Source organism: Pseudomonas sp. A-B-19 (assembly GCF_019947515.1).
GTDB lineage: Bacteria > Pseudomonadota > Gammaproteobacteria > Pseudomonadales > Pseudomonadaceae > Aquipseudomonas.
Genome location: NZ_JAGYGN010000038.1, coordinates 19,432 through 40,435 on the forward strand (window position 1 = coordinate 19,432; position 21,004 = coordinate 40,435).

A 21,004-nucleotide genomic window follows, 5' to 3' on the forward strand; every position below is an offset into this window, starting at 1 on the left:
CGTCGCTGCCGGATTAGTGGAATGGAAAGATGTAGTTCATCCACGCGGCCATGCGCAGAAGGATCTTGCGCATCATCGCGATGTGATGGAAATGCTGGCTGTACAGCGCCGCCTGGCCGTAGGCCCCGCCGGGCATCTGGTCGGCGTACTGGGCATAGTCGGGATCGGTGATTTCAATGACCACCGGAACCCGGCCGGCCGGTGGTGAACCGGTGAAGCCGAGCAGCGTGCCCGAAGGCTGGACCTGGCCTTCGGCGATGACCGAAACCACGGTTTTGACCTTGCCTTCGAAAACCTTTCCGGGAATGCCGTCGAAAGCGACTTCGGCCTCGTCGCCCTCGGTCAGGCGCAACAGGCTGTTCTGGCGCATCCACGCCGCGAAGTAATGCCCTTCGGCGGGAATGAAGACCATCGAGGGGCGCAGCGGCAACTTGGTCGCCATCATGCCCGGACGCAACGAAACATGGGTGACGAAGCCTTTGCTCGGCGCGCGGACCGTGGTGTTGTCGAGTTCGTACTGCACGTTGTCCAGTTGTGCCTTCAGGTCATCACTGCGCGCGACCACAATGTCCAGTTCCCGTTGGGTGCCGAAATTACGCTTGATCAGCTCGGTGATCCGGGCGCGATCGGCCTGGGCGGCAATCAGTTGTGCCTTGAGGGATTTCATCCGGTATTCGAACGGCGTGGGATCGATGCGAAACAGCACATCGCCTTTTTCCAGGGGCTGGTTGGTCTTCACCGGCACGTCGATCACCTGGCCACTGACCACGGGTATCACCGGAACCGATACGAAATAGGAACGCGCCACCTCGGAGTAGGGGTGGTTGTAGTTCATCGTGAAAATCAGCGCACCGATGATCACGATTCCGCCCAGCACGGCTGTGGGCACCGTCCATTTGTTCAGGGGAATGCGGAAGATCTTGAAGATGGCAACGCAGAGTGCGGCATACGTCAGAATGAGTAAAAGATCCATGGCTCAGATGCCCTCGCCGAGATTGTCCGTTGGCAGCCTGCCCGGTGCAGTGCCGGTTGCCGCTTCGAGGCGCTCGATCCGCCCTTGCAGTTCGGCGACCTGTTGTTCGAGGTGAACCACATGGCTTTTTGCTGAATGTCCGTCACTGAAACCCCAGCCACGGTCCTCTCGATAGGCCATCGCCCAGATCCACAGGAACGGCCAGAGCGCATGCAGGGTGAACAGGCTGACCCAGCCGGTGGCATGGATCGCATCCTGGTGGGGGTGGTTGCGGTGGACGGCAATTTCATAGGGGATGTCGTGGAGCAGGATGATCCCGTAGAACAGGATGAGCCCGACAAAGATCAGCAGGCCCAGCGCGAAGTAATCAAGCATGAATCACTCCTCTTGAAACAGGTGACGTGTGCGCAAGAGTGTAGCCGTTCAATCTACACTTGATGGGGACGCGGATATCCAGTTTGAGCAACCGGTGCCTGGCCGAAGTGTCGACCGATATCGTGCAGGCACCCCCGGGCGAGGTGAAATCATGCAAACCACTGGTCAATTCGAAAGGGCGCCGGTACTTGACCCTGTCGAGCGCATTACCGAGGTGATCTTCGGCCTGCTGATGGCCATGACGTTCACCGGTACCATCAGCGTGTCCACGGCAGATCAGGCTGCCGAACGCACGATGATGCTTGCCGCACTCGGTTGCAATCTCGCCTGGGGACTGGCCGATGCGGTCATGTACCTGTTGCGCGCACTGGTCGAGCGCACGCGCAGAATCAAGCTGTACCTCGCCCTGCGCAATGGCGCGGACGCCGCGGTCGGTCAGGCGCTCGTTGCGCAAGTGTTGCCGGTGCAATTCGCCACGGCGGCTGGCAGCGAGGGCCTGGAGTTGTTGCGCCGTCGGCTGCTCGAGCAGCCCCCCTTGCCGACCAGGGCGGGCCTTGGCTGGAACGACTTCAAGGGTGCGCTCGGTGTTTTCCTGTTGGTGGTGGGCTCGACATTTCCGCTGGTGGTGCCGTTCATCCTGCTCGATCAGACGGCACTCGCCATTCGCCTGTCCAACCTGGTGGGCCTCGTGGTGCTGTTCATCGCCGGCTGGATGCTCGCCAGATACGCTGGCGCCACGCAATGGCAGGGTGGGGTGGTCATGGCCGCCACGGGGGGCGTGCTGATCCTGGCAATCATTGCGCTCGGTGGCTGACTGTTGGTCATAATTCAACACACTAAAGACTCGTTCTCATTTACCATTGCCCTTCCATTTGCGTCGGGCAGCCTGGTATGGATGTTCTTGCCACAATCCATCTTTATTTATCCCAGTGGGTGATCGAGCCGGTCACCCGGCAGTTGCTGGGCATTTTCGACTTCAACGGCAGACTCGGTCTAGCCTTTCTCTGCATGTCTTACGGTGTCGCTTATGGCCTGTTCCGCTGGCGCAAATCCCGGGGTTTGACCGACGCCCGCTCGTTCGGCCAGTTCATCGGCGGCCGCCAGGTTTACTTGCACCGTTCGGCGCTGCTCGACTACCGCTATTACTTCGTACTCGCCATCCTCAAGGTTGCCCTGGTGTTGCCCATCGTCGGCCTGGTCGATCCGTATGTCTTGCGTTCAGCGGACTACATCGCGTTTTTCACTCACCTGTGGGGTGCACGCACGCAAGTGGAGGAACACCTGGCGCTGACCCTGCTTTATGGGCTGGGCGTATTCCTGGTCAAGGATTTCAGTCATTACTGGGGCCATCGCGCTTTTCATTCGCGGTACCTGTGGGCCTTCCACAAAGTCCATCATTCGGCGCCCGTGCTGGTGCCGGCGACGGCCAGCCGGGTGCACTTTCTGGAAGAAGTGGTCGAAAAGCTCTCGGACATCATCTGCGTCGGCGCGTTTGCCGGTGTCTTCTGGTACGCCTGCGGCGGGGAGATCAGCCGTTATACGCTGTTTGGCGTGACCTACATGGTGTTCATCTTCAATAGCCTGGCGGCCAACCTGCGCCACAGCCATGTCTGGTGTTCCTTCGGGCCATTGCTTGAGCGGGTGCTGAGCAGCCCGGCGCAACACCAGATTCATCACAGCGATGCGCCGCGACACTTCAACAAGAACTTCGGCATCAATCTGTCATTGTGGGACTGGATGTTCGGCACGCTGTACGTCACCCGGTCCACACCCGAGGCCATTCAATACGGTACCGGGGAACGGGATCACGAGCGTTACCTGACGCTGCACGGTTTGATCGTCACGCCGTTTGTGGACATTGCGCGCAAACTCCTCTCAGGGAAACGCGCGAAAGCACGGCCTGAAAGCGGATCTGATCCGTATTTTTCAGCGCAATCTGCCTCTGTAACGGATACAGCCACCAGCCCACAATAAGTCTTCGGTACGCTGTTCGGGCGGCGCACGCCGCCCCTGTACCGCCAATTCATAGTGTGGGAGGCCCCATGGCCAAGATGACGATTTTTCTCGGCGGTTTTCTGCTGTTGACCATCCTGATCGGTATGCTCGCGACAATTCCGCCGACGTGATCACTCCGGCCGATTGCCGTCGACTGCCAGGCGCAGTTCGCGGTAGGCCGTGACCAGTTGCTCGAGGTTGAACCCGCGATTTCTGCCGCTGGGGTTGGGCAGGATCCAGACCGAGGCATTGCCGAAGGTTTTGGTTTGCAGGCCCCAGGCAATCTCCCGCTGACCGGACAGCGCGGCGTACGCCGCCTTGCCCAGAAACGCCACGAAACGCGGCGCATGGCGGGCGATTTTCTGTTCGAAGGCCGCTGCCGCGGCGGTGAACTCGTGCAAGGACAACTGATCCGCGCTGGCCGTCGGCCGTTCGACCACCGCGGTCAATCCGCATCGATAGCTCAGGATCGTCCGATCGTTTTCCGGTTGTACAAGCTCCGGGGTAAACCCGGCGAGATGCAGCGTTCGCCAGAAGCGATTGCCGCGCCCGGCAAAGTGGTGCCCCTGGGCGGCGGCCGTCATGCCGGGGTTGATGCCGCAGAAGATCACGGCCAATTGCTCGGCGAGGATATCTTCGAGATTTTCACCCACCGCAGATCACTCTGATTGCATTACGTGCCAGTTCCGTCAGTTCGGCTCGGGATTTACCGGCCCGGGCACGTATCGAAATGCTGTGCAGCAGAGACGAGGCGAGCACCGCCAGGGCCGCCGGGTCTGCGTCGCCTTTCAACTCGCCAGCCTCTTTCGCCGCTTGCAGGCGAACTTCCAGATCGGCATCCAGCCGGCTCAAGCGGTCGGACAGCACCTCACGAATTTCCGGGTCCTCGACGGCTTCGGTGGTGGCCGTGCCGATGGCGAAGCAGCCCCGGGGCTGCCCGTCTCCCGAGAAGTAAATCGATAACTGCCCCTCATAGAAACGCTGCAAGGCCTCGACCAACGGCAGCTCCAGGTCCGTCAGCGCCTCGTGCATGGACGCCGCGGCAAACTCCCAATACTGCTCCAGCGCTTTGATGTAGAGCGCGTGCTTGTCGCCGAATGCCGCATAGAGGCTGGGCCGATTCATCCCGGCGGCGGTGGCGATGCTGTCCAGGGACGCGCCGGAATAGCCGGTGTTCCAGAACACACCGAGTGCCTGCTGCAACGCTGTCTGCGGGTCGTAGGCGCGAGGGCGGCCGCGGCCTTTGCCCTCTGTTGATTTATTTTGTGCCATGTCGTACAAAATCCTTGTGGGAGGATGGGTCGAGGGGTATTCTTACACCATCGCACAAAATTAAGGAATCAGAAATTCCTTGTTCCAGGGTTTGTTGTAGCCGAGCGCGAACTGAGTGTTGCGGCGACGAAACCGACGCGTCGGGAGCGATCCTCCCGGCCGCGCACGGGCTTGCTTCCTTACGACATTTATTGACCTGCGGGCCGCTGGCGATGCTTGCCGACGTCGGCCCGATTACCCGGCTAAAGGCGCACTCGATCATGACCAAACCGTTCGATCTCCCGGCTTCGCAGACCTTCGAGCACCCAGGCCCAAACCCGGCTGACTCGCGTATCGACAAACCACTGAAACAGCGGTTGCGCCCCTGGCTGATGGTGGGTGTTCCCATCCTCTTCGCAGCGTTGGGCTATGCCCACTACGTGTCGGGGCAGGCTTTTGTCTCGACCGACAACGCTTACGCCCGGGTGGCGAAGGCATCGATCAATGCGCGGATCTCCGGGCAAGTGGTAGAGATCGCCGTCGAAGACAATCAACAGGTCCACAAGGGCCAGGTGCTGTTCCGGATCGACCCGAAACCGTTCCAGATCGCCGTCGACCGCGCGCAAGCACAACTGGGCGTGGCGCGCCTGCGTATCGACGGGCTCAAATCCAGCTACCGCCAGCAACAGGCGGAACTGCAATCGGCGAAAGCGTCGGCGGACTTCGATCAAAAGGATTTTGCCCGCAAAAAGGCTCTGGTCGCCTCCGAGTTCGTTTCGAAGTCGATTTACGAACGGGCCGATACCGATGTGAAAGTGGCGCGGCAACGGATCGCGTCCATCGAACAACAGATCGCCAGCACCGTGGTGGCCTTGAACGGCAATCCGGACATCGATGCCGACAGTCACCCGACGGTGCGCGCGGCCAAAGCCGAGCTCGACGAGGCGCAGTTGTACCTCTCGTACACCACGGTGTATGCGCCGCAGGATGGCATCGTGGCCAAGGTCGACGACCTGCAGGTGGGCAACCATGTGAATAACGGCGCGCCGGCCTTTGCCTTGTTGTCCGGTCACGAGATCTGGATCGAGGCCAACTTCCGCGAGACCGACGTGACTCACATGCGTGCGGGCCAAGAGGCCACCATTCGCATCGATACCTACCCGGATCGCGTGTTCAAGGCCCACGTCACCAGCATGAGCCCGGGGGCCGGGGCGGATTTCGCCCTACTGCCGCCGGAAAATGCGACGGGCAACTGGGTCAAGGTGACGCAGCGGGTGCCGGTACGGCTCGAGCTCGACGAAATGGACCCGGCGCTGCCGCTGTTCTCCGGGACCAGCGCCACGGTGCGGATCGACACCCGTTTTCAAAGCCCCTGGTGGCATCCACTCAAGGCGTTGCTGACCGCAGGTAACTTCTGATGAACGCCCAAACGATGGTAAGCCCCGGTGGGGAGGGTGCGCGTTCGCTCAGGTTCGCTGCCTTGCTGGCGACCTACATGCAGTCGGCGAACCTGCCGCTGCCGAACTCGGCACTCAGGTTGATTCAGGGCAGCCTGTCGATGAGCGACGATCAGGCGGGCTGGATTTTCACCGCGTACCTGGCTGCGAGTGCGATCAGCATGCCGGTCGCGCAGTGGCTGGCCGCACGCTTTGGCTTGAAGCTCGTGTATCAGGCGGCGCTGGCGTTGTTTGTCCTTGGCTTGTTGCTCGCCACGGCAGCGACGACGCCATTGGGGTTCGTGGGTGCGCGCATCGTTCAAGGCATCGCCAGTGGCGTGCTGGCGCCGCTGTCGATGGCGATTGCCATGGAAACCTTGCCGCTGGACAAGCGTGCAACGTTTGGCGCGAGGTGGACGGCCATTGTGCTGTTCGGCATCGTCAGCGGCCCGAGCATCGGTGGCTGGATCGCCGAACATTCTGGCTGGCGGCCGATGTTCTACCTCAGCGTGCCGCTGTCGGCGTTTATCTTCCTGGTGATGGCGCTGTTGTTGACCGAGAAGAAAGCCGCGAAACCTCCGGCGTTCGATTTCTTCGGTTTCGCCACCTTTACCCTCGGCCTGATCAGCCTGCAAATGCTGCTCGACCGGGGGGAGCGCCTGGACTGGTTCGCTTCGACCGAGATCTGGCTCGAAGCCATGGCGGCTGCGTTGGGGGCCTACCTGTTCGTGGTGCATGTGCTGACCTCGAAGGTGCATTTCCTCAACAAGCGCCTGCTCAAGGACCGCAACTTCGTGTTGTCGACGGTGATCTTTTTCGCCCTCGGTTTCGTGCTGTTGTCGACCATGGCCCTGACCTCGCCGATGCTGGACGAGATTCTCGGCTATCCGCCGGACACCACCGGCGCCTTGACCATTCCCCGTGGCATGGGCCTGGTTGGCGCTTTTCTGCTGATGGGGCGGCTGCCCGAGCGCTTCGACCGGCGCCTCTTCGTGGCGGCCGGTATCGCGATCGTTGTTTATGCCAACTGGCTGATGCTTGGTTATTCGCCGCTGATGGACGAGTGGCCCGTGGCGGTCGCCGGTGCGATCCAGGGCGCGGGCCTGGGCATTCTGATGCCGGCGGTGAGCAAGGTCGCGCTCAGTACGCTCGACCCCGCGCTGCGCCCCGAGGGCACCGGCCTGTTCAACTTGGCCCGGGTCTACGGCAGCACCTTGGGCGTGGCGATCGTGCAGTTGTTCTTCTTCAACAACACCCAGGCGATGCACATGGCGCTGGCCAGCCACCTGACGCCGTACGGCGCCGCTGCGCATTCGCTGGCCTCGGCGCCGTTGCAGGTGCTGGGCGGACTCAACGAAATGATCACCGGCCAGGCCGCGTTCATCGCTGTGATCGACCAGTTCAAGATCCTGATGGTGGTGATGCTGGTGGTGAGCCCGCTGGTGTTGTTCCTTCGCAAGCCCGTTGCGGCCAATTAGTGTTCGTGGAGTGTGCCAAATGAATTCTTATGCGCGGCTCATCAACCGCTATCTGCTGCAACCGAAATTCGCGGCGTTGTCGCTGCTTGCCTTCCTGACCGCCTGCACCGTTGGCCCGGACTTTGAAACACCGGCGGCGAGTGCATCGCAACATTATGACCCACAGGCCGAGCAGCGTCTGGCTCATGGTGACAACCCACGCATCGACCTTGGCAAGAAAGTCAGTGGCGACTGGTGGACGGCCTTTGGCTCGCAGAAGCTCGATCAGGTGGTGCGGCGTGCCATCGACGGCAACCTGGACCTGGTGGCCGCCGATGCGACGATCCGGCAAGCCGCGTCTTCTGTGGCGGCGGCGCAGGGTGCGCTGTATCCGCAGGTCGACTTCGCTGCCGTGGCCGGTCGTCAACGGGTGCACAACGCCAGGGAACCCTCCATCGCCAATTTCTATGCGATCGGGCCGCGGGTGGGGTTCGACCTCGATGTGTTTGGTGGCAACAAGCGATTGGTCGAACAGCAGCAGGCGTTGGCCGACCTGCAAAAACACCGCTACGAAGCGGCGTACCTGACCCTGACCGGCAACGTCGCCAGCCAGGCGTTGCTGGTGGCCTCCGCCAACGCGCAGATGCAAGCCGTGGAAAAGCTGCTGGCCAATGACGCAAGGAACCTTGAACTGGTGCGCATGGCCCACCTCAACGGCAGCACCACGCAGATCGATGTATCGCTGGCCGAGACTCGTCTCGCCCAGGACCGCACGCTGTTGCCGCCCCTTGCTCAGCAGCGCGATGCCGCACGCCACGCACTGTCGATCCTGACGGGGAAGGGACCGGCGGACTGGATCGCTCCCGACTTCGACTTGAGCGAGTTTGCCTTGCCGTCGAACATGCCGGTGAGCCTGCCTTCGGAAATGGCCCACGACCGGCCGGATGTGCTGCAAGCCGAGGCGCAACTGCACATGGCCAGCGCAGCGGTGGGCGTGGCGACGGCGAATCTCTATCCCCACGTCACGCTGTCCGCGTCCCTGGCGCAGGCGGCTTCCGGCAATGGCGGCGCGGCACTCTGGGGTTTCGCTGCCGGGTTGGCCGGGCCGCTCTTCGATGGCGGAACGCTCAAGGCCGAACAACAGGCAGCCGTCGATGGTTACAAGGCGACGCTCGCCGGTTACCAGCAGACGGTCATTACCTCGTTCGGGCAGGTCGCCGACACCTTGCAGGCGATCAACCATGACGCCGAGGAACACCAGGCCCAGTCCGACGCATTGCGCGCGGCCGAAACCAGTTTGCAGTTGAACCGGCAGGCCTTCGCGCAAGGCGAGAACAGCATCCTCCAGGTCCTGGAAGCAGAGCGCGCCTACGAGCAGGCGCTGCTGGGACAGATCCGCGTGAAAACCGCGCAGTACCTCGACACCGTGCAGTTGTTCATTGCGCTGGGCGGCAACTCCGTCGGTGCCTTCGAGCAACGCGTGGCATCGGGCGACGAGCAGAAACCTTCGTATCAATAATGGCTGCGGCCTGGAGTAATGACATGACTTATGAAGCCTTTCACGACGGACTGCGCGATACCGGATTCCTGCTCAACCATGGGGCGGTCGAGATGCCGGCGGTTGGGTTCGGTACGTTGTTCCGCGATCTCGCCACTACGACTGAAGCGGTGAAGGAGGCGCTGGCCGCCGGTTTCCGCCATTTCGATTGCGCCGAGCGTTATCGCAACGAAGCGCAGGTGGGTGTTGCGCTGAAGGAGGTGCTGGAGGCCGGCAAAGTCCGGCGCGAGGAGCTGTTCATCACCACCAAACTGTGGAACACCAACCACCGTCCCGAGCGCGTCGGGCCTGCCTTCGAGGCCAGTTGCCAGCGTCTGCAAGTGGACTACATCGACTGCTACCTGATCCACACGCCGTTTGCCTTTCAACCCGGCGACAACCAGGACCCGAGGGACGAGCAGGGCAATGTCATCTACGACGGCGGCGTGACGCTGATCGAGACGTGGCGGGCGCTCGAGCGGCTGGTGGATGAAGGACGGGCGAGGTCCATCGGGGTGTCCGATATCACGCTGCAGGCGCTAAAGGCGCTGGTTGCCGATGCCCGGATAAAACCTGCCGTTGTGCAGGTCGAGTCCCATCCTTATTTGCCCGAGTGGGAGTTGCTGGAATTCTGCAAGGAGCACGGGATTATCGTGCTGGCGTTTGCGCCACTGGGGCATGGCATGGAACCGAATGTGCTGCAGGACCCGGTGCTTGTCGGCATCGCCCGGCGTGTGCAGAAAACCCCGGCCCAAGTGGCGCTGGCCTGGTCGGTACAACGTGGGGTAGCGTTCCTGACCACTTCGGCAACGCCGAGCCATATCCGGGAAAACATCGATATCTCGACCTTGCCGCTCAGGGCCATGGTCGAGATTCAGCAAGACATCACAACCCGTATACGCTTCAATTCGGTGGTTGAAACCGGTGTGCCTGGATTCATTCCGCGCAAGCAGTAGTTACTGGCGCCAGGGCGGTCCGTCACGGGGCCGCCCTGTTTGCCGACACCTTGAGGTGAAAACGATGGATGTTTTCCAGACTATGCGCTGTTTCACGGCAGTCGCCCAAAGCGGCAGCTTCACCGCGGCGGCCGCGATGCTGGACACCACCACGACCAACGTTTCAAAAGCCGTTTCCAGCCTGGAGGCCCGGCTGCAAACGCGGTTGATCAACCGCACCACCCGGCGCCTGGCACTGACCGAAGCCGGTGTGCGCTATTTGCAGCGCTGCGAGCGGATTCTGCAGGACATGCGCGAGGCCGATGAGGAGGCGGGTACGGCTCAGGTCATGCCCGCCGGCCGGCTGAAAATCCATGCCATGTCGGCCATCGGCAACCATTACGTGATCGGTGCCATCGCCCGCTACCGGGAAACCTATCCTTCAGTGTTGTTTGACCTGACCGTGACCAATCGGCTGCCGGATTTGCTGGAGGAGGGCTATGACATGTCGATCGTGCTGGCGCGGGACCTGCCCGATTCCGGGTTTGTCGCCCAGCGGCTGGGTATCACCTACAGCATCCTCTGCGCTTCGCCGGCGTACCTGAACAAACATGGGACACCGGAGTCGCCGAGTGATCTTGGCGGCCATGCTTGCCTGCGAATCGTCAATACGGTCATGCCGGTGGAGAACTGGGTGTTTGAAGGCCCGCTTGGGATAGAGACGTTCGGCACGCCGGTGTCGCCCTTTCACGTCAACACGGCTGACGCCATGACTTTCGCGATCAAGAACGGGATGGGGATTGGCATTCAGCCGATTGCTTCGGCCGTCGAAGGCCTGCGAGCGGGGACGTTGGTGCGGGTATTGCCGGGGTATCGGCTCGAAGAGTTGAACCTGTTTGCGATCTACCCGTCACGCAAGTTCGTGGACGCAAAAATAAAAACCTGGGTGGAATTTCTGAAACATTCCATTCCGGGTTTGCTCGCCTCTGATGAAAAAATTGTCGGTGCAGCTGTGTAGCGATGTAGCTGGCGCTGTACGCATGGAGTGTCGACCCTCCATCGTCCGTACAGTGTTCAACCGTTCGAGCATCCGCTGCCCATGACCTGATATTCGATGGTGCGGCGTTGACCCTGGGAGTCTTCATAAGTCATGCGCGCCGGGACCGGGCCACATTCGTCGGCGATTTCCGATACTTCGATGACGCGTTTGATATCAAGCTGAGTGCCGTATGTGTAGGTTTCAACCTGCGCCTGACTGCTTGCGGCAGTCGAGTGGCTGTCCTCTGCAAAGGCCTGGGCACCGGCGGTGCCAAGGGCAACAAAGAGTGCGATGTTCAACAGTTTCATGATCTTCACCTCGTGGTTGATGCGTTGTCCTGCAAGGGTGTTCAGCCATGTGAGCGGGTTGCATCTGATTGGGTTTGCTCACTTGGGTAGAGCCGATATTAGGCGTTTGGCGGGGACGCAAATATCGGCTCGCGGGATAAACACTGTTGCCGGATCGCTCATGAATCGAGGGGAGTTCGTTGACGACGCTAGTGGACAATCTGGCGAACGTCTTCATCGGCGGTCAGTGACACCGCTGGCGCTCACTGGTATTCATCATGCCGGCGCCACCAGGGCCCCGTTTCATTGCGGCCCTTGGGCGCGCGGTCGAGCCATTGGTACATGCTCCACAATCCGTCCAGGCCCCGGGCGTAGGTGGAATAGGTGTGATAGATCTCGCCGTCCTCCAGCACAAACGTACTCAGTCCTGGCCTGTCGCGGGTATAGGTCGGCGCATCGGTGCCACAGGTCGCGGCGAACTGTTTCACCGGTTCCGGTACTTCACTGGCGTCCATGGCATGACCGCCGCGCTGGTAGTTGTATTCGACCAAGCCTTCGCGCTGCTGTGCTTCGGTGAAGTAGACGTTGAAGTCGGCGGTGAAGTCGCTGTCGGCGGCCGAAGCCCAGGGGAAAGTCCAGCCCATTCGGCGCTTGTAAGCCTGCAGTTTCGCCAACGGCGCGCGGGATATCGCCATCAGGGTCACGTCGTGGTTCGCCAGGTGGACGACGATGGGCTCGAAGCCATCGGCGATGGCTGAGCAGGACGGGCAGCCGGCCGTGTAGTCGGGGCCGAACATGAAGTGGTAGACCAGCAGTTGCGAGCGCCCCTGAAAGAGCTCGGCCAGGGTTGCGCTGCCGTTGTCGGTATCGAAACGATACGTCTTGTCGAGGCGAACCCAGGGCAATGCCTGGCGTTGCCTGGCCACTTCATCGCTGCGTCGGGTCAGGGCCTTTTCCGCTTCGAGCAGTTGCAAGCGTGCTGCCAGCCATTGTTCCCGGGTCGCGGTATTGTGCGTGTTCATCGTTGTACGCTCCTGGTGAAAGGTCGTGATTTAGACTAAACCCGGGTATCGAATGAGGGGAGTGACAAGTGTGGCGGGATTTCGATGGACTCGATGATCGCAGCAGCCGCACAGGCGCTGGCGGCGGGCAATCCGCTGGGCGCACTGGACCGTGTGGCCTTGCGCGACGATGCGCCGGCGCTGGCCCTGCGCGGTATCGCCATGGCGCAACTGGGCGATCTGGTGCGGGCCCGGACGCTGGTCAAGCGTGCGCAACGGGCCTTTGCGCCCAGGGAAGTGCTGGCCCGTGCGCGCTGTGTGGTGGCCGAGGCCGAAATCGCCCTGGCTTCGCGGGAACTCGGGTGGCCGGTCAAGTCGCTCGAATCGGCGCGGGTCACCCTTGAACACCACGGTGACCGGGTCAATGCCGCCCATGCACGGTATCTGCAAATCCGCCGGTTACTGCTGATCGGTCATCTCGATGAGGCGCAGCAGCGACTGGCCGAACTCGATCCCGGGCGATTGCCGCCGGCATTGCGTGCGACCCATGAACTGGTACTGGCGGGTATTGCCATTCGACGCCTGCAATCGAACGCGGCACGGGACGCGTTGACGAGGGCCGGGCAAGCGGCCAGTCAAGCGGGGATTATCGCGCTGATGGCCGAGGTCGAACACGCTGCGCACCTGCTCGATGCCCCCGCGGCACGCCTGATTGCCCAGGGTAAGGCACGGCCGTTGTTGCTCGATGAAGTTCAAGCGTTGCTCGGTTCCACGTCGCTGGTGGTGGATGCCTGCCGGTACGCTGTGCGGGGCCGTGGCATGTCGGTGTCGCTTGCGACGCGGCCGATTCTGTTCATGCTTGCCCGCGCATTGGCCGAAGCGTGGCCCGCCGACGTTGCGCGGGAAACGTTGATCGCCCGGGCGTTCCGCTTGAAGCTTTCGGATGAATCCCATCGCGTCCGGCTTCGCGTGGAAATCGGCAGGTTGCGTCAAGCGCTCAAGCCCCTGGCCGGCATCACCGCGACGGCTCGCGGTTTTGCCCTGCAATCACCGGCGTGTACGCAGGTGGTGACACTGGCACCGCCGGTCGAGGAAAAATTTGCCGCGGTATTTGCCTGTCTCGCCGATGGCGAGTCGTGGTCGAGCTCCGCCCTGGCATTGGCGCTGGGCACCAGCCAGCGCACGGTGCAGCGCACACTCGATACACTGGCGCAGGAGGGCAAGGTGCAGTGGTTTGGCCGTGGTCGCGCGCGGCGCTGGATGACACCGCCCGTGCCGGGATTCGCGACGACCTTGTTACTCCCGGTACCGCCGCCCGGTGGCTAGGATGAACGCCACCAACCCCAATGAGGAATGCCGGAATGAAACACGCAACTGCTGAGATCATTCGTGAATATGGCCCGTTTGCCGATGTCGACCATGTGTGCGGCGTCACCTGGGACGGCGAAAAGGTCTGGTTCGCCAGCAACAGCAAAATCAACGCCCTGGACCCGCAAAGCGGCAAGGTGCTGGGCTCGATCGATGTCGCTGCCCATGCCGGCACCGCGTTCGATGGCGAGCACCTGTTCCAGATCGCCGAAGACCGTATCGACAAGATCGACCCCCGCACCGGCCGTATTCTCGCCACGATTCCCGCCCCCGGCGCAGGCACCGATTCGGGACTGACCTGGGCCGAAGGGACGTTGTGGGTGGGTCAGTACCGGGAACGCAAGATCCATCAGATCGATCCCGAGACCGGCAAGATCCTGCGCACCATCGAATCCAACCGTTTCGTCACCGGCGTGACCTGGGTGCAAGGTTCACTGTGGCATGGCACCTGGGAGGGCGACGAAAGTGAACTGCGGCGCATCGACTCGCAAACCGGTGAAGTGCTGGAAAGCCTCAAGATGCCGGAAGGCGTCGGCGTGTCGGGGCTGGAGTCCGATGGCGGAGAGCGGTTGTTCTGCGGTGGCGGCGATAGCGGCAGGGTGAGGGTGGTGCGTCGGCCTGCCTGAGGCACCGATGTTGGTTGTGCCGGCCTCTTCGCTGGCAAGCCAGCTCCTACAAGGTTATTTGTCGCTTCCGGCATTAACGTCTGGCCACAATCCCTGTAGGAGCTGGCTTGTCGGGTCGCCGCATCGCAGCGAAGGCGGCGTGTCAGGCACCATCAATGTTGGATGTGCCATGTAACGCCATCCCTGGATCGATAGCATTTTTCCGTCCTGCCATGTTTTCTGCTGGTCGAAATCGGTCTAAAAGCCTGGTTGGCAATCATGCCTGTTTTGCTATCCTCAACCTTGTAGGTGAAGACGCAGACTGATGCGCAAAAGGATAGCAAGGAGACGTGGGGCGCGTTCCGAAGGGTACACGGTTAGAAAGATCCCCGCGCTGGGATCCAGCCCTTATGCCGTGTGAAGCAGAAGAGGTCCAATACAGATTCACGGCTCTTTTGTGGGAAGCCTGATAAACCTTGTAAGCCGGAGACCAGCGCCGGCCACCTACTTCACTCACCCGCGAGCCCGCCCAGTGCGGGCTTTTTAATGCCCGCAAGGTGGGTCTGGCCAGCGGCTCAGGGCGCGCCAAACAGCATCGTCCAGTACACACCGTTGTCGCTGCGGGCGTTGGCGGCGTAAGCGGCACCGACCTGGGTGAACATCGGGTTCATCAGGTTGGCGCAGTGCCCGGGGCTGGCGAGCCAGCCGGCCATGGCCTTGCTCGGTGAGCCTTGTCCGGCGGCGATGTTTTCACCGATCTGCCGACCACGGTAGCCGGCAGCCCTGGCCCGGTCGTAGGGCATGTCGCCGTCGGGGTCCTGGTGGGCGAAATAGTTGCCGTAGGCCATGGCCTTGCTATGACCCTGGGCTGCGGCGCCGAGGGCGGCGTTCCAGGTCAGCGGCCGCGCGGCAGCGAAGCGCTGGCGACCACACAGGCGCGGCCTTGCCCGGGCGGCGTTGACCTGCGCCAGCAACGCCTGGCCGGCGTTGCGTGGGTCGCCGGTTTGCCCATCGAGCACCGGTCGCGCCAGCACCACTTGCCACTCACTCCCGGCGCGGCTGACGCCGATGTCGGCGTATTGATTGTCGAGCAGCGCGGCGCAGTGCTCGTCCTGGAACATATCGAAGGCTTCCTCGGCATCCTGTGCACCCACCACGCGGATAGAGCGCACCATGGTTGCCTGATAGCCGGAAGCCTTTAACCGGTCCCGCAACCCACCGCCCACGCCCACAGGCAAGGCCAGGTTCGACTTGAGTGTCAGGGGTGATAAACGTTGCGTCGGTCGTCGATCGCAGCGTTGCGGATGGGCGCGATAGTCGTTGATGGCATCGACCAGTTGCCGTTGCCCATCGGCGTGGGCGGGGCTGGCAAAAAACGGGAGCAGGGAAAACAGGCACAGCGAAGGAAAGCGCAAGGCAACGGCGGTTTGGCGCATGGGACGGGCAACTCGGATGAGATGACGACGATAGGAGTGGGGGGAAAGCGCTGGGTATGACTGGTGACTCGACACAAGGTTCACGGCGGACAAGCAACTGCTTGTCGTCCAGCCGATGCGTTCGACGAAGGTGAAGGCGTGGTGCGCCGTTTAAACGGGATCCTGGTCCTCTCTCGGTCGCAGCCTGAAGCGACAGACATGCCCGCCGCGCACCATGCATTCGCTGTGTTCGACTTCACCGCCGCCCAGTGCGCCGATCAAGGCCAGGTCCAGTTGGCAGACCACCGGGTGCTCGGCAGCCAGGCGATGGAAGACGCAGTTATGCGCAACGATTTCCGGGGTGCCTCCCGAGCGAAAAAACACCTCGGCTTCGTAGCCTGTCTGGTTCATGTGCTGGACGATCCTGGCTTCGTCCACGACCTGTTGTTCACGCTCCAAAGCCAGTTTGCGACCCACGCTGCGCATCAGCGAGGCCAGGGCTTCGGGTCCGATGATGCCTGCCACTTCATCAAGCAATACGCTGGCCAGTAGCCGATAGTGGCGAGGGAACTGCTCCCGCGCGTGGTCGGTGAGCCGATACAACTGCTCCGGACGACGACCCGTTGGACGGGTGTCGCCGCGCAGCACCAGACCGTCACGCTCCAGCGCCGCCAGGTGTTGGCGGATCGCCGTGCGCGTGACGGCCAGATGTTCAGCCAACTCGTCAATGCTCATGCCGCCTGCATGGTGCAGCAGCGCATTGAGCAGGTCTTGCTGTGTTCGGCCCAGTCCTTCCAGCATGGGATGCCCTCGCGCGATATCAGAACTTGTCAGGGAACTGCTTGACCAGCGCCGCGGTCAGCGCGTCGGCCAGGGCCTGGATGTGCGTGCGCATCATCGCCCAGGTACGGGCTTCGCCGGCGTAATCGTGCGCGGCAAACGCATCGATCTGGGCGACGTGGTGACCGCCATGGACCGACAGCATGTTGACCAGTGTGGCTTCAGGCAGATTGGGGTTGGCGGTGGCCAGGAAAGCCGCAATCGCCTTGGCATTGCTGGTCAACTCGGTGACGGCGGCCTGCTTGCCCTTGGCATCTTTCGCGACGGTGGCATCGCTGTAGTGTTTCACCGCGCCCCAGTGACCGGCCAGCAGCTTGAGCAGTTGATCCGCCGCCGGTTGGCCGTAGAGCGGGGCGATGCTGTTGGCGATTTTGGTCGCGTTGTCGACGACCTGGTCCGCCGCGACTTTGGCTTGCTTTTTATCGGCGGATTGATTGGCCAACGCGTAGTTTCTGATCCAGAAAATGTGTTCGACCCAAAGGTCACGCTCGGCCAGGCGCGTGGTCAGCGCAGGGCTGTCGGCAGCGGCGGGTGAAGCGGCGGGCGTTTGGCTCCAGACCGGTTGCGCACACAAAGCCAGCAGGAGCAAAGCCAGGGTTTTGATATTCATGACGGCACCCTCTGAGAGTGGAAACGTTCGACAATATCAATATAGACATAAAAATATGTTTTTATTGGGCGCTGGCGAATTCTCGGATTAACGGTCATGGCAAGCCCCCTCGCCACAAAGTCCAGTGTTGCCGTTACAACCCGTCCCCCAGCGCCTTGAGGTATTCAGGGCTGTCGCCGATCGAGTTATGCCCCGTCCCCGGTATCACCTGCAGTGACGCCACGCCTTTGGCGAAGTGTGTATACAAGCGCTCGGTGCTCGGTCGCGGAATCACTTCGTCGTGCTCGGCGGCAATCAGCCGAGTCGGCACCGTGATGCGGGCGGCGTAGCGCCAGGACTGGTATTTGTCCTTCAACAACCAGTGCACCGGAAACCAGCGTAACTGACGGGCAGCCAGCTCTTCGAGGCTGTTGTAGGGCGTGATCAGCACCAGTCGCGCGGCCGGGCGTTCGCTGGCAAGGCGCACGGCAACCCCGGAACCCAGGCTGCGCCCGACCACCGCCACATGCGGATGGGTGGCATGCACCAGATCGAACAACTTCATGGCATCGCGGGCAATGGCTTCTTCGCAAGGCGCGCCGGAACTGCCGCCGTAGCCGCGGTAATGCAGCAGATACAGTGCGTAGTCAGGGAACGCTTGGGTGAACCCGGGCAGGTTGCGCGAGACGTCTTCGGCATTGCCGCCGAAATAAATCAGCGCGTTGGGACCTTCGTGAGGTCGGGTGGAGACCAGCACCTGCGCGTCGGCGATCGGCAGGGTGAGCAGTGTCTCGGCACTACCGACGGTACGCGGTTGCGGGTAATAAATCAGTGCCCGCTGGAACACGAACAGCGCCACGCACAGCGCCAGGTACAACGCAGCGACGATGACGACGAGTAACACCAGGGTGCGTGACATTCGACTAACGTTAGTGGGCGGCATTGACTGCTCGGGGGAGTGAAAGTGGCTGGCGCCGCAAGGCATCCTGAGTGTAGTCAATCGACCGCTGGTGCGGATTATCCGGATTGTCGATTCAGCGGGCCGAACCCGTGCGACTGGTGAGAAGCGTTTTATGAGCCATCCTGAGGGTTACACCCGTAGAGCAATACTCACGCTGGCTGCCGGTGCTTCGGCGGTCTTCACGTTTGGTTCGGCGGTCGCGCAACCCGCGTCGTCGACGGGAACAGGAGGCAAGACCATGCAGACCCGGGCCATTCCTTCCAGTAACGAGTCCTTGCCGATCGTAGGGCTGGGCACTTATCGCGGATTCGATGTCGAGCCTGCGCAACCGGGCTACAAAGACTTGCCCGCGGTGCTCGATGCGTTGTTCGACAAGGGTGGCAAGTTGATCGACAGCTCGCCGATGTACGGTCGCGCCGAACAGACCGTCGGTGAGTTGCTGTCGATCCATGAGCCACGCTCACCGGCGTTCCTCGCCACCAAAGTGTGGACCCGGGGCCGCGAAGAAGGCATCGCGCAGATGGAGCAATCCTTCGCCCTGTTGCAGACCCACCGGATCGACCTGATGCAGATCCACAACCTGCTGGACTGGCAGACGCACTTGCCGACCCTGCGCCACTGGAAGGAAAAAGGGCGTATTCGTTATATCGGCATCACCCATTACACCGCATCGGCCTATGAAGAAGTGGAAGCGGTACTCAAGGCCGAGCCACTGGACTTTTTGCAGATCAACTACGCCCTGGATGATCGCACAGTCGAAAATCGCCTGCTGCCGTTGTGCCGTGAGCGTGGGGTAGCGGTGATCTGCAACCGGCCGTTCGGCGGAGGCGGCCTGCTGGCCAGGCTGAAGGATAAGCCGTTGCCAGGCTGGGCGGCGCAAGTCGGGGTCAAGACCTGGCCGCAACTGGCGCTGAAGTTCCTGCTGTCGCATTCGGCGGTGACCTGCGTGATTCCGGGCACCGGCAACCCGCGCTACATGGCGGAAAATGCCCAGGCCGGTTTCGGCCCGATGCTGACCGACGCCCAGCGTCAGCAACTGATTGCGCTGGTGGGCTAGCGACTCACCCAACGCAGGCGGGCGTGTGCCGGAACCTATCCTATAATGTCTCGCGTCCATGCCGTTGAAAGCGTATTCGCTGCCCTGACGGCGTCCCTGTCCATCACAGCAAGGAGATCGAACATGGCTATCCGTATTGGCGATGAAGCACCGGATTTCACCGCTGACACCACCGAAGGCACCCTCAACTTTCACCAATGGATCGGCGACGGGTGGGCCATCCTGTTTTCCCATCCCAAGGATTTCACCCCGGTGTGCACCACCGAGCTGGGCTACCTGGCCAAACTCAAGCCGGAATTCGACAAGCGCAACACCAAGATCATCGGCCTCAGCGTCGACCCGGTCAGTGACCACAACCGCTGGGTCGGTGACATCGCCGAGACCCAGGGTGCGGCGGTCAACTATCCGCTGATCGGCGACGAAAACCTGGTGGTGGCCAAGCTCTACGACATGATCCATCCCAATGCCAGCGGCGGCGCGCGCACGGCAGCGGACAACGCCACGGTGCGTTCGGTGTTCATCGTCGGCCCGGACAAGAAGGTTAAGGCCATGCTGATCTACCCGATGAGCGCCGGGCGCAACTTCGATGAAGTGCTGCGCCTGCTCGATTCCCTGCAATTGAACGCCAAACACACCGTCGCCACGCCAGTGAACTGGCGGCCGGGTGAAGACGTGATCATCCCGACCTCGGTGTCTGACGAAGACGCGAAGAAGAAATACCCGAATGGCTTCAAGACCCTGAAGCCGTATCTGCGGACGGTGGCTCAGCCGAAGTAATCGTGGCAGCCTTGAGATCGCCTTCGCGGGCAAGCCCGCTCCTACAGGTTCACCAATCCCCTGTAGGAGCGGGCTTGCCCGCGAAGAGGCCGGTCCTGCCGGCCTCAAATTTTGGTCAAACCAGATACTTGCGAAACCACCCCAACGTCCGTTCCCACGCCAGCTTCGCCGCCGCCTCGTCATAGCGCGGCGTCGAATCATTGTGAAAGCCATGATTGCAGCCCGGATAAAAGTAGGCCACATAGGTCTTGCCCCCGGCCTTCAACGCTTTCTCATAGGCCGGCCAGCCTTCGTTGATCCGCGTATCCAGTTCGCCGTAGTGCAGCATCACCGGTGCCCTGATCCGTGGCACTTCCTCGGCCGTTGGCTGACGGCCATAAAACGATACGGCGGCCCCCAGTTCCGGATAGGCCACGGCAGCGGCATTGGTCACGCCACCGCCGTAGCAGAACCCGGTGATGCCGACTTTTCCAGTGGCGGCGGGGTGTTTCATCATCCACTCGACGGCGGCGAAAAAGTCGTTCATCAGCTTTTCCGGGTCGACCGTGGCCTGAAGTTCGCGGCCCTTGTCGTCATTGCCGGGATAACCGCCGACCGAACTCAGGCCGTCAGGGGCGAGGGCGATGAAACCGGCCTTGGCCAGACGTCGGGCCACGTCTTCGATGTAGGGGTTGAGCCCGCGATTTTCGTGCACGACCACCACCGCCGCAACCTTGCCGGTGGCCTTGGCCGGACGCACCAGATAACCGCGAACCTGGCCGTGACCCTTGGGCGACGGGTAGGTGATGTATTCGGGAACAATGTCCGGATCGGTGAACTCGACCTGCTCGGCCAGCGCATAGTTGGGGCTTAGCGCGGCGAGCAGGGCTCCAGCGGTCAATCCGCCGAAGGTGAACAACGCCGCGCGATCGAGAAACTCCCGGCGGTTGATCATGCCGTGGGCGTAGTAGTCGTACAGTTCCAGCAGTTCGGGGGCAAAGTCTTTGGCAGTGAGGCGGTTCATGATACGGCTCCTCTCGTCTGGTTCAACACGCCCCCTGTAGGAGCGGGCTTGCCCGCGAAAGCGGTGTGTCTGGCACAAAAGTATCGGATGTGCCGCCGTCTTC

22 protein-coding genes are annotated in these 21,004 nt (G+C 61.8%); 11 read left to right on the top strand and 11 right to left on the bottom strand.

Annotated features, from left to right (window positions below; genetic code table 11):
• Positions 1-13: 13 nt before the first annotated feature.
• Both KGA81_RS27620 and KGA81_RS27625 read right to left on the bottom strand, forming a co-directional pair.
• Positions 14-973 carry an HlyD family secretion protein gene (locus KGA81_RS27620; protein WP_223550406.1) on the bottom strand — a complete coding sequence of 320 codons (960 nt, stop codon included), beginning with the start codon at positions 971-973 and terminating at the stop codon, positions 14-16.
• A 3-nt stretch (positions 974-976) separates the two neighbouring features.
• Entirely contained in the window at positions 977-1,348 is a 372-nt protein-coding gene (locus KGA81_RS27625) for a DUF3302 domain-containing protein (RefSeq protein WP_223550407.1), read from the bottom strand.
• Positions 1,349-1,499: 151 nt separating this feature from the next.
• On the opposite strand from KGA81_RS27625, the gene KGA81_RS27630 reads away from it, so the two are divergent.
• Positions 1,500-2,162 (top strand): VIT1/CCC1 transporter family protein, encoded by a 663-nt coding sequence (locus tag KGA81_RS27630; protein ID WP_223550409.1) that lies wholly within the window; start codon positions 1,500-1,502, stop codon positions 2,160-2,162.
• Between the two features lie 77 nt (positions 2,163-2,239).
• Positions 2,240-3,322 (top strand): sterol desaturase family protein, encoded by a 1,083-nt coding sequence (locus tag KGA81_RS27635; protein WP_223550411.1) that lies wholly within the window; start codon positions 2,240-2,242, stop codon positions 3,320-3,322.
• 152 nt (positions 3,323-3,474) lie between these two features.
• On the opposite strand, the gene mug is transcribed toward KGA81_RS27635, so the two are convergent.
• Complete coding sequence (mug, locus tag KGA81_RS27640) at positions 3,475-3,996, bottom strand: G/U mismatch-specific DNA glycosylase (RefSeq protein WP_223550414.1); 522 nt, start codon at positions 3,994-3,996, stop codon at positions 3,475-3,477.
• Positions 3,989-4,615: a TetR/AcrR family transcriptional regulator gene (locus tag KGA81_RS27645; RefSeq protein ID WP_223550416.1), complete on the bottom strand. Its 627-nt coding sequence runs from the start codon at positions 4,613-4,615 to the stop codon at positions 3,989-3,991. The genes mug and KGA81_RS27645 overlap by 8 nt, the downstream gene beginning before the upstream one ends.
• Before the next feature lie 260 nt (positions 4,616-4,875).
• On the opposite strand from KGA81_RS27645, the gene KGA81_RS27650 reads away from it, so the two are divergent.
• From KGA81_RS27650 to KGA81_RS27670, 5 genes are all read left to right on the top strand, one after another.
• On the top strand, positions 4,876-6,012 hold the full coding sequence (locus KGA81_RS27650; RefSeq protein WP_223550418.1) for an HlyD family secretion protein: 1,137 nt from the start codon (positions 4,876-4,878) through the stop codon (positions 6,010-6,012).
• On the top strand, positions 6,012-7,508 hold the full coding sequence (locus KGA81_RS27655) for a DHA2 family efflux MFS transporter permease subunit (RefSeq protein ID WP_223550420.1): 1,497 nt from the start codon (positions 6,012-6,014) through the stop codon (positions 7,506-7,508). Before KGA81_RS27650 ends, KGA81_RS27655 begins: the two co-directional genes overlap by 1 nt.
• A gap of 19 nt (positions 7,509-7,527) precedes the next feature.
• Positions 7,528-9,006: an efflux transporter outer membrane subunit gene (locus KGA81_RS27660; protein ID WP_223550422.1), complete on the top strand. Its 1,479-nt coding sequence runs from the start codon at positions 7,528-7,530 to the stop codon at positions 9,004-9,006.
• Positions 9,007-9,029: 23 nt separating this feature from the next.
• A complete protein-coding gene (locus tag KGA81_RS27665) occupies positions 9,030-9,980 on the top strand; it encodes an aldo/keto reductase (RefSeq protein ID WP_223550425.1) in 951 nt (316 codons plus the stop codon).
• A 64-nt stretch (positions 9,981-10,044) separates the two neighbouring features.
• Positions 10,045-10,977, top strand: a complete 933-nt coding sequence (locus KGA81_RS27670; protein ID WP_223550428.1) for a LysR family transcriptional regulator — start codon at positions 10,045-10,047, stop codon at positions 10,975-10,977.
• Between the two features lie 56 nt (positions 10,978-11,033).
• Here the strand turns inward: KGA81_RS27670 and KGA81_RS27675 are convergent, their stop codons facing one another.
• Together KGA81_RS27675 and KGA81_RS27680 are read right to left on the bottom strand one after the other, a co-directional pair.
• Complete coding sequence (locus tag KGA81_RS27675) at positions 11,034-11,306, bottom strand: DUF2790 domain-containing protein (RefSeq protein WP_223550430.1); 273 nt, start codon at positions 11,304-11,306, stop codon at positions 11,034-11,036.
• A gap of 242 nt (positions 11,307-11,548) precedes the next feature.
• The gene (locus KGA81_RS27680; protein WP_223550433.1) at positions 11,549-12,307 is read right to left on the bottom strand and encodes a DUF899 domain-containing protein; all 759 of its coding nucleotides are present in this window, start codon (positions 12,305-12,307) and stop codon (positions 11,549-11,551) included.
• 84 nt (positions 12,308-12,391) lie between these two features.
• Between KGA81_RS27680 and KGA81_RS27685 the strand changes: the two genes are divergently transcribed.
• Positions 12,392-13,612: a helix-turn-helix domain-containing protein gene (locus tag KGA81_RS27685; protein ID WP_223550436.1), complete on the top strand. Its 1,221-nt coding sequence runs from the start codon at positions 12,392-12,394 to the stop codon at positions 13,610-13,612.
• Positions 13,613-13,647: 35 nt separating this feature from the next.
• Entirely contained in the window at positions 13,648-14,280 is a 633-nt protein-coding gene (locus tag KGA81_RS27690; RefSeq protein WP_223550439.1) for a DUF5074 domain-containing protein, read from the top strand.
• Positions 14,281-14,834: 554 nt separating this feature from the next.
• On the opposite strand, the gene KGA81_RS27695 is transcribed toward KGA81_RS27690, so the two are convergent.
• The 4 genes from KGA81_RS27695 to KGA81_RS27710 all read right to left on the bottom strand — a co-directional run bounded on the left by KGA81_RS27695 (position 14,835) and on the right by KGA81_RS27710 (position 18,046).
• A complete protein-coding gene (locus tag KGA81_RS27695) occupies positions 14,835-15,695 on the bottom strand; it encodes a CAP domain-containing protein (protein ID WP_223550441.1) in 861 nt (286 codons plus the stop codon).
• A 150-nt stretch (positions 15,696-15,845) separates the two neighbouring features.
• The gene (locus KGA81_RS27700) at positions 15,846-16,475 is read right to left on the bottom strand and encodes a helix-turn-helix transcriptional regulator (protein WP_223550444.1); all 630 of its coding nucleotides are present in this window, start codon (positions 16,473-16,475) and stop codon (positions 15,846-15,848) included.
• A gap of 19 nt (positions 16,476-16,494) precedes the next feature.
• Positions 16,495-17,124: a hypothetical protein gene (locus KGA81_RS27705; RefSeq protein ID WP_223550447.1), complete on the bottom strand. Its 630-nt coding sequence runs from the start codon at positions 17,122-17,124 to the stop codon at positions 16,495-16,497.
• 133 nt (positions 17,125-17,257) lie between these two features.
• Positions 17,258-18,046 carry an alpha/beta hydrolase gene (locus tag KGA81_RS27710; RefSeq protein ID WP_223550449.1) on the bottom strand — a complete coding sequence of 263 codons (789 nt, stop codon included), beginning with the start codon at positions 18,044-18,046 and terminating at the stop codon, positions 17,258-17,260.
• Between the two features lie 130 nt (positions 18,047-18,176).
• On the opposite strand from KGA81_RS27710, the gene KGA81_RS27715 reads away from it, so the two are divergent.
• A complete protein-coding gene (locus KGA81_RS27715) occupies positions 18,177-19,121 on the top strand; it encodes an aldo/keto reductase (RefSeq protein ID WP_223550451.1) in 945 nt (314 codons plus the stop codon).
• Between the two features lie 123 nt (positions 19,122-19,244).
• Positions 19,245-19,898, top strand: a complete 654-nt coding sequence (locus KGA81_RS27720; RefSeq protein WP_223550453.1) for a peroxiredoxin — start codon at positions 19,245-19,247, stop codon at positions 19,896-19,898.
• Positions 19,899-20,013: 115 nt separating this feature from the next.
• On the opposite strand, the gene yghX is transcribed toward KGA81_RS27720, so the two are convergent.
• Positions 20,014-20,901 carry a YghX family hydrolase gene (yghX, locus tag KGA81_RS27725; RefSeq protein ID WP_223550455.1) on the bottom strand — a complete coding sequence of 296 codons (888 nt, stop codon included), beginning with the start codon at positions 20,899-20,901 and terminating at the stop codon, positions 20,014-20,016.
• Positions 20,902-21,004: the final 103 nt, after the last annotated feature.

Excerpts from the sequence above, each read along its gene's own strand:
- KGA81_RS27620 (WP_223550406.1), bottom strand. The coding sequence starts at position 973 with ATGGATCTTTTACTCATTCTGACGTATGCCGCACTCTGCGTTGCCATC.
- KGA81_RS27625 (WP_223550407.1), bottom strand. The coding sequence starts at position 1,348 with ATGCTTGATTACTTCGCGCTGGGCCTGCTGATCTTTGTCGGGCTCATC.
- KGA81_RS27630 (WP_223550409.1), top strand. The coding sequence starts at position 1,500 with ATGCAAACCACTGGTCAATTCGAAAGGGCGCCGGTACTTGACCCTGTC.
- KGA81_RS27635 (WP_223550411.1), top strand. The coding sequence starts at position 2,240 with ATGGATGTTCTTGCCACAATCCATCTTTATTTATCCCAGTGGGTGATC.
- KGA81_RS27645 (WP_223550416.1), bottom strand. The coding sequence starts at position 4,615 with ATGGCACAAAATAAATCAACAGAGGGCAAAGGCCGCGGCCGCCCTCGC.
- KGA81_RS27650 (WP_223550418.1), top strand. The coding sequence starts at position 4,876 with ATGACCAAACCGTTCGATCTCCCGGCTTCGCAGACCTTCGAGCACCCA.
- KGA81_RS27655 (WP_223550420.1), top strand. The coding sequence starts at position 6,012 with ATGAACGCCCAAACGATGGTAAGCCCCGGTGGGGAGGGTGCGCGTTCG.
- KGA81_RS27660 (WP_223550422.1), top strand. The coding sequence starts at position 7,528 with ATGAATTCTTATGCGCGGCTCATCAACCGCTATCTGCTGCAACCGAAA.
- KGA81_RS27665 (WP_223550425.1), top strand. The coding sequence starts at position 9,030 with ATGACTTATGAAGCCTTTCACGACGGACTGCGCGATACCGGATTCCTG.
- KGA81_RS27670 (WP_223550428.1), top strand. The coding sequence starts at position 10,045 with ATGGATGTTTTCCAGACTATGCGCTGTTTCACGGCAGTCGCCCAAAGC.
- KGA81_RS27675 (WP_223550430.1), bottom strand. The coding sequence starts at position 11,306 with ATGAAACTGTTGAACATCGCACTCTTTGTTGCCCTTGGCACCGCCGGT.
- KGA81_RS27680 (WP_223550433.1), bottom strand. The coding sequence starts at position 12,307 with ATGAACACGCACAATACCGCGACCCGGGAACAATGGCTGGCAGCACGC.
- KGA81_RS27685 (WP_223550436.1), top strand. The coding sequence starts at position 12,392 with ATGGACTCGATGATCGCAGCAGCCGCACAGGCGCTGGCGGCGGGCAAT.
- KGA81_RS27690 (WP_223550439.1), top strand. The coding sequence starts at position 13,648 with ATGAAACACGCAACTGCTGAGATCATTCGTGAATATGGCCCGTTTGCC.
- KGA81_RS27695 (WP_223550441.1), bottom strand. The coding sequence starts at position 15,695 with ATGCGCCAAACCGCCGTTGCCTTGCGCTTTCCTTCGCTGTGCCTGTTT.
- KGA81_RS27700 (WP_223550444.1), bottom strand. The coding sequence starts at position 16,475 with ATGCTGGAAGGACTGGGCCGAACACAGCAAGACCTGCTCAATGCGCTG.
- KGA81_RS27705 (WP_223550447.1), bottom strand. The coding sequence starts at position 17,124 with ATGAATATCAAAACCCTGGCTTTGCTCCTGCTGGCTTTGTGTGCGCAA.
- KGA81_RS27710 (WP_223550449.1), bottom strand. The coding sequence starts at position 18,046 with ATGCCGCCCACTAACGTTAGTCGAATGTCACGCACCCTGGTGTTACTC.
- KGA81_RS27715 (WP_223550451.1), top strand. The coding sequence starts at position 18,177 with ATGAGCCATCCTGAGGGTTACACCCGTAGAGCAATACTCACGCTGGCT.
- KGA81_RS27720 (WP_223550453.1), top strand. The coding sequence starts at position 19,245 with ATGGCTATCCGTATTGGCGATGAAGCACCGGATTTCACCGCTGACACC.
- yghX (WP_223550455.1), bottom strand. The coding sequence starts at position 20,901 with ATGAACCGCCTCACTGCCAAAGACTTTGCCCCCGAACTGCTGGAACTG.